The 10111-nt window shown below is 72.6% G+C and carries 10 protein-coding genes; 5 read left to right on the plus strand and 5 right to left on the minus strand.

From position 1 onward, the window contains the following. Window positions 1–199: 199 nt before the first annotated feature. Together E1286_RS18360 and E1286_RS18365 are read right to left on the minus strand one after the other, a co-directional pair. The gene (locus tag E1286_RS18360) at window positions 200–1153 is read right to left on the minus strand and encodes a sporulation protein (protein WP_132614075.1); all 954 of its coding nucleotides are present in this window, start codon (window positions 1151–1153) and stop codon (window positions 200–202) included. Between the two features lie 135 nt (window positions 1154–1288). Next, window positions 1289–1726 (minus strand): nuclear transport factor 2 family protein, encoded by a 438-nt coding sequence (locus E1286_RS18365; protein ID WP_132614077.1) that lies wholly within the window; start codon window positions 1724–1726, stop codon window positions 1289–1291. A 79-nt stretch (window positions 1727–1805) separates the two neighbouring features. Between E1286_RS18365 and E1286_RS18370 the strand changes: the two genes are divergently transcribed. Further along, window positions 1806–2429: a TetR family transcriptional regulator gene (locus E1286_RS18370; protein ID WP_132614079.1), complete on the plus strand. Its 624-nt coding sequence runs from the start codon at window positions 1806–1808 to the stop codon at window positions 2427–2429. Here the strand turns inward: E1286_RS18370 and E1286_RS18375 are convergent. Beyond that, complete coding sequence (locus E1286_RS18375; RefSeq protein WP_223190084.1) at window positions 2410–3789, minus strand: GH39 family glycosyl hydrolase; 1380 nt, start codon at window positions 3787–3789, stop codon at window positions 2410–2412. The genes E1286_RS18370 and E1286_RS18375 overlap by 20 nt on opposite strands. 116 nt (window positions 3790–3905) lie before the next feature. Further along, a complete protein-coding gene (locus E1286_RS18380; RefSeq protein ID WP_246074956.1) occupies window positions 3906–5060 on the minus strand; it encodes an SGNH/GDSL hydrolase family protein in 1155 nt (384 codons plus the stop codon). 119 nt (window positions 5061–5179) lie between these two features. Between E1286_RS18380 and E1286_RS49230 the strand changes: the two genes are divergently transcribed. The 3 genes from E1286_RS49230 (at window position 5180) to E1286_RS18390 (ending at window position 8719) form a co-directional block, all read left to right on the plus strand. Next, window positions 5180–5581, plus strand: coding sequence for a hypothetical protein (locus tag E1286_RS49230; protein WP_223190086.1), 402 nt, complete (start codon window positions 5180–5182; stop codon window positions 5579–5581). Further along, on the plus strand, window positions 5578–6495 hold the full coding sequence (locus E1286_RS18385; RefSeq protein WP_223190088.1) for a phosphotransferase: 918 nt from the start codon (window positions 5578–5580) through the stop codon (window positions 6493–6495). The genes E1286_RS49230 and E1286_RS18385 overlap by 4 nt, the downstream gene beginning before the upstream one ends. Before the next feature lie 112 nt (window positions 6496–6607). Continuing rightward, window positions 6608–8719, plus strand: a complete 2112-nt coding sequence (locus E1286_RS18390) for a SpoIIE family protein phosphatase (RefSeq protein ID WP_246074957.1) — start codon at window positions 6608–6610, stop codon at window positions 8717–8719. On the opposite strand, the gene E1286_RS18395 is transcribed toward E1286_RS18390, so the two are convergent. Continuing rightward, window positions 8720–9070, minus strand: a complete 351-nt coding sequence (locus E1286_RS18395) for a hypothetical protein (RefSeq protein ID WP_132614085.1) — start codon at window positions 9068–9070, stop codon at window positions 8720–8722. Between the two features lie 127 nt (window positions 9071–9197). On the opposite strand from E1286_RS18395, the gene E1286_RS18400 reads away from it, so the two are divergent. Next, window positions 9198–10111, plus strand: a 914-nt coding sequence (locus tag E1286_RS18400) for a serine/threonine-protein kinase (RefSeq protein ID WP_223190090.1), incomplete at its 3' end; no start/stop codon positions are given.

A 10111-nucleotide genomic window follows, 5' to 3' on the forward strand; every position in this document is an offset into this window, starting at 1 on the left:
GCCACTCCTGTAAACGTTTACCGTACGCGCCTTACGCGCCTGTTGTTCCGGCAGAGTTTGTGGGGGTTCGCGGGGTGGTGTCAACCCGTGCGCATCCGGCCTTCGGCAGAGGTCACGCGGGGGCGGCGTCACGCCGCCGCCCGGGAGCGGCGCCCGGCCGCGCGCCGCAGCGTCGCGGCCGGGCGGAATCAGCGGTGGCTCACCACTCGCCGCCGTCCTCCTCGTCTCCCTCGAAGATCTCCTCGACGATCTCGCCCGCCACGAGCCCTCCGACCACGCCCGCGGCGACACCGGCGGCCATCGCCCCCATGCCGGCGCCGTGGTGCCCCCCGTGGTGGCCGCCGTGGTGCCCCCCGTGCCCGCTGTAGTGGGCGCCCGGGTGGGAGTACTGGGACAGGTTGTCGAGCCAGCGGCCGAGCTCGGCGGACCAGTCGGTGCGCAGGGCGTCGTCGTGGCTGACCTGGAAGCGGCCGATGGCGTCGCTGGAGGAGTAGCGGCCGGTGCGCTTGTCGGCCTCCAGGACCACCGTGAGCCCGTTCGGGTCGGCCACGAAGGTGACCTCGACCTCGCCCACCTGGCCGGCGTACCGGCCGGTCGGGTGGAACTCGATCTCCTGGTAGAACGGCAGCGACTGGTCGACGCCGTAGAGCCGGCCCGCCTCGAGGTCGGCCGACCTGAAGCCGAACCCGAGCGCGAGGAGCGCCTCCAGGATGCGCAGCTGCGACGGCAGCGGCTGCACCGCGACCATGTCGAGGTCGCCCTTGTCGACGGCCTTGGCGATGGCCAGCTCGGTGCGGACGCCCACCGCCATGCCGCGCAGCGGCTGCCCGCCGATCTCGCTGATCGGAGCCTCCCACGGCACGGGGATGCGGAAGGTGAGGACGCGCTCCTCGCCCTTGCGCAGCGTGAAGGGGCCGGAGACCTGGGCACGGGAGAACTCGCTGACTCCGGCGTGCTCGCCGTCGCCGTGCTCGACCTCCACCCGGGCTACGAGGCCGAGCGTGACGTGCTCGATCTCGGCGTCGAAGTCGCCGCCCTTGAGGCGCACCTCTCCTTCCAGCGTGCCGCCCGGCTGGGTCCGCGGCGTGGACAGCACGGTGTCCACCGAGGGCGCGCCGACACCGAACGCGCCCAGCATCCGTTTGAAGACCACGGCTCTGTTCTCCCTGTCGAAGATCGATGGTGTGACGACCGCCTCAACGATCAGCTCCTGAGCGGAGTTCCGGCGTGAGGCGCCGATCCAGCTTGGCAGTCGCGGGCGCCGGTCGTCCCGCTCATCGCCAGGTGTTCACCCGGACTCGGACGGCGCGAAGGTCGCGCTGAACGTGACCGGGTTGCCGTACTCGGCCCCGTCGACCGTGCGGCCGCCGCGCCACTCGAAGCTGTAGACGTACACGTTGCGGTACGGCCGGCCGTCGGCGGTGGTGAAGTCGCCGTCGGCGCGGACGAACGACGTGCGCCCGCCGTCCGCCACGCTGATCCGGACGTTCGCGAACCGGATCCTGCCCGTGATCGTGAACGCGTTGCGGGCATAGCCGAGCACCTCCTCCCGGCCGGTGAAGCGGGCGGCGTCCTCCGTCCTGCCGGAGAACGACAGCGGCAGCGTCAGCGTGCTGTCGTCGGCGAGCAGCGCCGAGACTACGGCGAGGTCCTTGCGCTCGAACGCGCCGATCAACGCCCGCGTGCGCCGCTCCGTCTCGGCGACGCCGTTCAGCAGGGTTTCCATGAGCCATCCTTAGATGCTGGATATCAAATGAGATCCAGTATCAATCAGTGGCGACGGGAAACTCAATACACTCGGGGGCATGGATCGGCGCGAGGCACCCGAGGGCTCACTCCGCGAACGCAAGCAGCGGCTCGCCCGAGAGGCGATCACCGAAGCGGCGCTCGCGCTGTTCGACGAGCGCGGGTTCGAGAAGGTGACGGTCACCGACATCGCCGAGCGGGCCCAGATCGGCCGGGCGACGTTCTTCCGCTACTTCGGCGACAAGCAGGAGGTCGTCTTCGCCGACGGCGGCGCGTTCGACGAGGTGCTGGCCGAGGCGGGCGGGCCGCGGGCGGACGACCCGATCGGCGACTCGCTGCCGGCCGCGCTGGCGTTCAGCCGGGCGGTCGCGGTGTCCTACATCACGCGGGTGACCGCCGACGCCGCGGCCTACAACCGGCACGAACGCCTCGTGGAGAGCCACCCGGAGCTGCGGGCGCGCAGCCTGATCAAGCAACGCGGGCACGCCGAGGTGCTACGACGGCTGCTGGAGAGCAAGGGGGCCGGTAGCGAGATCGCCGCCCTGGCCGCGGAGGTGGCGCTCGCCGCCTTTCACGCGGCCAGGACGATCACGGGTGACCGGCCGGAAGAGCTGCCGGCGGCCGTCGAGGCGGCCTTCGACCGGCTGGCGGGCATCGACGGGATCAGCGGCCGCTCCACCTGATCTCGTACGGCTGCAGGGCGAACTCCTGGCCGTCCACGGTGGTCGTGACGGCGCCGTCGGTGGTGTTGACCAGCAGCAGCTGCTCCGGCTGCGCCAGCACCCGCACCTTCGGGTCGGAGGACGTCACCGGGTCGAGGCGCGCCCCGGCGGGGAACCACTTCGTGAACTCGGCGACCAGCCGCCCGGTCGGCATCTCGGCCCCCGTCCGCGGGTCCCACAGGCAGCCCTGGCAGGGGCCGTCCTTGGACTGCGGGTTCCAGTAGAGCGCGGTGGCGGCGCCGCTGCGGGCGAACTCCATCATCGAGGCGGCCTGCACGGCCAGGCGCTTGGGTTCGGCCCACTCGGTGCCGTCCTCGGGCTGGAAGTACCACTCCGACCACCAGATCGGCAGGTCGCCGGTCTTCTTGCGCAACCACTCGGTGACGTCGGCGAACTTGCTCAGCGCGCCGAACTCGTCCGGCTCCAGCTCGTGGGCGTCGGTGGGCGAGGCGCCGTCGACGACGATGAAGTCGGCGCCCTTCTTGTGCTCGTACCAGTAGTCGAAGGCGTCGAGGACGTTCTGGTTGACGACCCCCCAGTCGCCGCGCAGCTCCGTGTTCCCGTCGCGGTTGCTGTCGAACCCGAGGTACGGGCCGCCGACCTGGGCGTCCGGCCGGACCTGCTTCACCGCGTCGTACACCTTGTTGTACATCTCGGTGTAGCCCTTGTAGTCGGCCGGCTTGGCGTGGTCGGGCCAGAAGCCCTTGAACTCGTTCCACACCATGAAGTACTTGACGTCGCCGTAGCGCTTGGCGACCTCCGCCGCCAGCCGGGCGAAGTCGTCGAAGTGCTTCGGGTAGGGCGCGTCCTCCAGGTGCTCGTCCCAGGCGGAGTCCTCCGTGGGGCCCTGGGGGCCGCCCTTCATCCAGTCGGGTGCGCAGCACAGCGTGATGACCGGCGTGGCGCCCGACTGCTTCATGAGGTTGAGCCGGCTGTCGAGGTCCTCCCAGTAGAACCGCCCCGGGTACGGCTCGGGGTTGAGCGCGCCGAAGCCCATGATGTGCTGGTTCTGCAGCATCGGCGTACGGGCCAGCGAGCCCGCCACGGCCTGCTCGAACTCAGGGGTGACGTTGTTGGCGCTGACGCCCGTGTGGGTGAACCCCCAGCGCGGCCACCCGGCCTCCACCTTGGGTGGCGCGGCCATCGGGCTTCCCTGCTCCCCCCGCGCCGTGGAGGTCTCCTGCGGCGGTGGAGCCTGCCGCGCGGCCTGCTCGGCGGGGCCGCAGCTCGCCACGGTCAGCGCCGTGACGGTGATCCCCGCCACTGTGGCGGTCAGCCGGCCGAGCCGCCGCCACATCGATCCCCCGATCCTCGATGACACCCGATTCTCCCCCTTGTTGTGTCGACGCCGCACCGTAGCGTTCCATGGGTAAACGAACGCGGGCACATCGGCGGCCTGGTTTCACAGCCAATCGTTATCGTTGTGCGCGTCGCCGCCTATCGGAACAGCTCCAGCGGGACGGCCTCGGCCAGTGCCCGATAGCCCGCCGGGCTCAGGTGCAGGTGATCGCCCTCGTCGTAGGCGGGCAGCAGCCGCCGCGGGTCCGCCGGGTCGCGTACGGCGCGGTCGAAGTCGATCACGGCGTCGAACCGGCCGGCGGTGCGGATCCAGTCGTTGACCTGCTGCCGGGCGGCCTCGCGGCAGCCCTCGGGGTCGTCGTAGTCGTGGCCGCCGAAGGGGGTGAGGGTGGCGCCGTACACGAGCAGGTCACGGGCCTGGGCGCGGACGACGATCTGCTCGTAGGCGGCGACGAGGTCGGCGGCGACCCGCGACCGGGCGTCCGGCTCCGCAGTGCCGAGATCGTTGACGCCCTCGAAGACCACGAGCCGGCGCACGCCGCTCTGCGCGAGCACGTCGCGGTCGAGCCGGGCGAGCGCGCTGGGGCCGAGGCCGTCGGCGAGCACCCGGTTGCCGCCTATGCCCTGGTTGGCGACGGCGACGCCGGGCGGGAGCCGGTCGAAGAGCTGGTCCGGCCAGCGGTCGTTGCCGTTCGTCGTGGACCCTCTGCCGTCGGTCAGGGAGTCGCCCAGCACGGCGATCGCGGCCGTGCCGGGCCCGGCCGCCACCTCGACGCCGCTGAGCAGGTACCAGTGGTCGACGGCGGTCGCGCCGGGTAAGCCGGCGGCCTCGACCAGGTCGCCGGCGGCCAGGTACGAGGTGGTCCTGGAGCCGGGGTGCGAGGTGAGGTCGCACGAGGCCGTCCCCTCGGCGAGGTGGACGCTCACGGTCAGCACCGAGCCCGGGGCCACCTCGAAGTCCAGCGGATCGCACACGACGTGCGCCCCCTTGGGCACGACCGCCGACCCCCGCCCGGAGAACGTCACCGGCCGCGAGGTCTCCGGCAGGATCCCGCTCACGCCCGCCGCCCCGCCCCGCGGCAGCGCCACGGCCGCGCGGGTGACGGGCAGCGGCGCGCCGCCGAACGCGTTCGACAGCCGCAGCCTGATCCTGGGCCCGCCGGCCGTGATCCGCAGGGTCTGGCGCAGTGTGGCGCCGGCCAGGACCCGGCCCTGCCCGGCGTACGGCGGGGGCGGCATGTTTCCGGGTTCGGTGAGCTGAGGAGCCGCGGTCCAGGTGGTGACCCAACCCATGGATCCTCCCAACATCGCAGATCACCGGCACCGTATCGGATGAATCACTACAAACCGCCATCGGGCGGGGCTTTTACCGGTCGTACGTCTGCCGGTTTCTCGCGCCTGAGGCCGCAATCATGGGATCTCCGGAAGACGCCGCCAGGGAGTCGATGCTGCGGGCGGCGACCAGGCTCTTCTCCGCAGTCAGCCGGCATCCGGAGGTGCCCGCGCCCGGGATGCGCCGCCGGCCCGCGGACGCCAGTGACATCCAGGAAGTAGAGTCATGCCACATGCAGCCGCTGATCGACGAGACCGCCGGCGACCTCGCCGCGCCGGCGCCCCCGGCGGGCGCCGACCCGCTGTACGCCAAGTACACGATGGTCTGGTGCGTGCCCGGGTTCACCGCGGGCGGGGTGCTGGTGGACGGACGTCGGCGCGGCGTGGCCGCCCCCGAGCAGCTGCGGCGTTCCCGCGCGCACCCGCACCTGTTCTTCGACCGCGCGCCCGGCCTGTCCGGCGTCCGGGCGGAGGCCCTGTGACCGGGTCCGAGCGGGCGCGGCGGGCCGTGCGGCTGGCGGTGACCGCCGGGCGGCGGCTCGGGCTGCGCGCCACCGAGCCGCGCGTCCTGCACGACGTGTTCAACGTGCTCGTGCATCTCGCGCCCGACCCGGTGGTGGCGCGCGTGCCGAGCCTGACCATCGACTCGGCCGAGGAGCAGGCCGAACGGCAACGCCGCGAGCTCGCCGTGGTGAGCTGGCTGGCCGGGCGCGGCGCTCCCGTCGTGCCGCCCAGCCCGCTGGTGCCGCCCAAGCCCGTCACGTGCGAGGACACCTCGCTGACCTTGTGGCAGTACGTCGACGAGCGCGACCCCGTCGCCGCGGCTCCCCCGGAGTCGCTGGAGGCGCGCCTCACCGAGCAGGCCGGCTGGGTGCCCGGGCTGCATCAGGCGATGGCCGGCTATCCCGGCGAGCTGACGCCGCTGGCCCCGGTGGTGCCGGCCGCGCGGCGGGCCCTGGCCGAGCTGCGCCTGCGACCGGGGCCACTCACCCCGTCCGACCTGGACCGGATGGAACACGAGTGCGCCGTGGCCGAGGCCGTGGCCGCCGACCTGCCGGGCGCCTTCCCCGGAGCCCGCGTCCAGGCCGTGCACGGTGACGCGCCGCACTACAACGTGCTGCGGATCGAGCGGGGGTACCTGTTCTCCGACTTCGAGGACGTGACACTCGCCCCCGTGGAGTGGGACCTCGCCGGAGCGGGCCCGCAGGCGATCGAGACGTACGTACGAGCCGGCGGGCGGCGGCCGGACCCCGCGCTGCTGGACTTCATGGAAGGGGCCAGGCTGCTCCAGGTGGTGGCCGCCCTGGCGGTCACGCCACGGATGCCGGAGCTGGCCCGGATGCTCGAACCGATGCTCCCCCAGTGGCGGGCCCGGCCCCCGCTGGCCGCCCCCTGACCATTCGATTACTCTTCGTAAACGATCCGTTTCACTTGTACGTGTATTCTGCCCGTATGACAGGCGATGGGTGGTTTGCCCCTCCCCCTTCTGTGAACGGGACGTCCTGACCGTGTGGCAGGAGGGCGTCCCGGCCCCCGGTGCGGCGAACGGCTCGTCTCGCCTCGACAAACTGCTGATCGGCGCCGTGACCGACGCGGGAGCGCACATAGGCGCCACCTACCTGGTCGACGAGGGCGGAGACGTGCTCCGGATGGAGAGCGCGTACGGCATGCCGGCCCCCATCGCCAACGCCTGGGCCCTGGTCAGGACGAAGGACCCCGTGCCGATCGCCACGGCGGTACGCGAACAGCGGCTCGTCTGGATCGCCGACCGGGAGCATCTGGCGCGCTCCTTCCCGGGGGCGGCGATAGCGGTGCCCTACCACTTCTCCATCGCCCTGGCCCCCGTCTGCGTCGGCGAATTGGCCTGGGGCGGGTTCATGCTCGTGTGGCCGGCCGGGCGTTTCACCGAGCCCACCCCGCGCCAGCTCGACGTCCTCAGCAAGACCTGCGCCGAGATCGGCGAGGTGCTGCGGTGCGCGGCCGAGCGCGGGCAGCCGATCAACCCCGCGCCGCGGCCCCGCATCCTCGTCCCGCCGTCCGCGAGCGGGAACCCGAGCGCCGACATGGTGGCCCTGGACAACCTCAACCGCCTGCCGGAGGGCTACTGCTCGCTCGACACCGAAGGCCGCGTGACCCTGATCAGCGCGCCGGCCGCCGACCTGCTCGGCCACCCGCGCGACCTCGTCGGCCGGCGGCTGTGGGAGGCGCTCCTGTGGCTGTCCGACCCCGCGTACGAGGACCGCTACCGGGCCGCGATCGTCGGCGGCCAGGTCACCCACTTCATCGCCCGCAACCCGGCGGGCCGGCAGCTGTCGTTCTGGATGTATCCGGGGCTGTCGGGCATCACCCTGCGCGTCACCTCCGGCACGATGTCACGCGAGCCCCGCTCCTGCCCGACCGCCCGCCAGAGCCGGCCGCTGCGGCTGATCGCGGTGCACGAGACGCTGCAGCTGGCCACCACGCTCGCCCGCGCGGTCACCGCCCAGGACGTCGTCGACCTGGTCGCCGACCATGTCATACCCGTGTACGACGCGCAGGCCCTGGCCCTCATCACCGTCGAGGGCGGCCGGCTGCGCGTGAGCGGCTCGCGCGGCTACAGCCGCGAGGTCATCGACGAGCTTGAAGGCCGTGTCCCGGCCGCGCCCGTCTCGGCGGACCTGATCCGCCGCGGCAGGACGGGGTTCTTCTCCACCTGGGAGGAGATGCGGCAGGCGTACCCCGACGCGGTGCGCGGCAGCATGCAGGCGTGGGCGTTCCTGCCGCTGGTCACCTCGGGGCGGCCCATCGGCACGTGCGTGCTCGGCTACGACCACCCGCACACGTTCGGCGCGGAGGAGCGGGCCTCGCTCACCGCGCTCGCCGGGCTGATCGCCCAGGCGTTCGAGCGCGCCCGGCTCTACGACACCAAGCACCAGCTCGCCAAATGCCTCCAGTCGAGCCTGCTGCCGCACACCCTGCCCCGCGTGCCCGGCCTGGACGTGGCCGCGCGGTACGTGCCCGCCACCCCCGGGATGGACATCGGCGGCGACTTCTACGATCTGATCCGGCTCAACGACAGCATGGTGGCGGCGGTCATCGGCGACGTACAGGGCCATGACATGACGGCCGCCGCCCTCATGGGACAGGTGCGCACCGCCGTCCGCGCGCACGCCGCCGCCGGGGCCAGCCCGGGCAAGGTGCTCGCGCACACCAACCGGCTGCTCACCGAGCTCGCCCCCGACCGCTTCACCAGCTGTCTGTACGTCAGCCTGGACCTGCGCCGGCGCGTCGCGTGCCTGGCCAGCGCCGGGCACCTGCCGCCGGTGCTCGGCATGCCGGGCGGGCCGGCCCGCGTCATCGAGACCTCACCCGGGCTGCTGCTGGGTGTCGACGCCGACGCGGAGTACGCCACCACGAACATGCGGCTGCCGCCCGGGTCCGTCCTCGCCCTCTACACCGACGGGCTCATCGAGGAGCCGGGGCTGCCGCTGGACGAGGCCATCGACCGCCTGGCCCGCCGGTTCAACCCCTCCTGCGGGCTGCCCCTGCTCGAGCTGGCCGACTCGCTGATCGAGCCGGCCACCCTGGACAAACGCTCGGACGACATCGCGGTGCTCCTCCTGCGCGAGGCCCTCACCTGATCAGCGTTTGGGCGTCAGGACGACCACCGCCTTGCTCGCCGACAGCGACTCCACCCGTACGCCGATGCCGTTGACCGACCCGGACGCGCCCTTGCCGATCTGCGTCTGCGACGTCACGCGGGTGCCGGTGCCGGTGACCCGCACGATGTCGGCGGTGAAGTCGACGGTCAGCCGGGTGATGCCGAACCGGGGATCGACCGGGAACGTCGCCGACCTGGTGAGCGTGAGCCTGCACCGCCCGTCGTGACACGCCTTGACGGCCGCGGGCTCAGCGACGGCCGGCGGGGCGGCGACGGTGATGACGGCGACGGACGCGGCCAGCGCGAGGGCGGTGGCGATGGTGCGGGGCATGGTCCTCCCTGCTTTCGCGACTCGTGGACTTCGTGGTGGTGGCCGCCGCCCAGTCTGCGTACGCGGCCCGGGGACCGGTCCCGCGGAAACGCTGCGTGACCGATCTGTCACTGGATACATTCGGGTGGTGCGCTTCCTGCAACTGCGTTCCGACCCACAGGTGAAGGGAGTGACGGTACGCCCGGGCATGACCGTGGACGGGCGTTACCGGCTGGTGAGCAGCCTCGCGAGGGGCTGGTCGGGGGAGGTGTGGCTGGCGCGTGACGTGGAGCTCGACCGTGAGGTCGTGCTCAAGCGGCCCGTCCTTCGTGACGCGGCCGACTCCGAGCGGGCGTGGGCGGAGGCCCGGGCCCTGGCCCGGTTCAGCCATCCCCACGTGGTCACGCTCTACCACGCCGTACGCGCGAGCCGGCCGCGTGGCGGCCTGTCGTGGCTGGTCATGGAGCATGCGCCGGGCGGGAGCCTGGAGGGGTGCCCGGCGATGTCCCCCGTGGTGGCGGCCCGGATCGGAGCCCAGATCGCGGGCGCGCTGGCCGCCCTGCACGCCGAGGGCATCGTCCACTGCGACGTCAAGCCGGGCAACGTCGTCCTCACCGGCGACGGCACGGCGAAGCTGACCGACTTCGGGGCCGCGTACCGCGTGGGCGGCTCCGACACGCTCACCCCGAACGGCGCCGTCAGTTACACCCCCGACTACGCCGCCCCCGAGGTCGTACGCGGCCGGCCTGAACCGAAGTCCGACGTCTTCTCCCTGGGCGCGACCCTCCACACCGTCCTCATCGGCCACCCAAGCGACACCCCGCACCTTCCCACCGCCGGCGACGCTGACGCCCGGCCCAGCCGCACCCTCGACGCCGGCGACGCTGACGCCCGGCCCAGCCGCACCCTCGACGCCGACGGCGGCCCGCTGCGTGAGGTCCTGGCCGCCATGCTGCGGCGGAATCCCGCCGACCGCCCAGACGCGACAGAGATCCGACGCCTCCTCGAGGCAGCGGTGACAAAGCCGGCACCCCGCCCGCCCTCGATCCCGTGGACCATCCC

This window comes from Nonomuraea terrae, assembly GCF_004348995.1.
In the GTDB taxonomy this organism is placed as follows: Bacteria; Actinomycetota; Actinomycetes; order Streptosporangiales; family Streptosporangiaceae; genus Nonomuraea; species Nonomuraea terrae.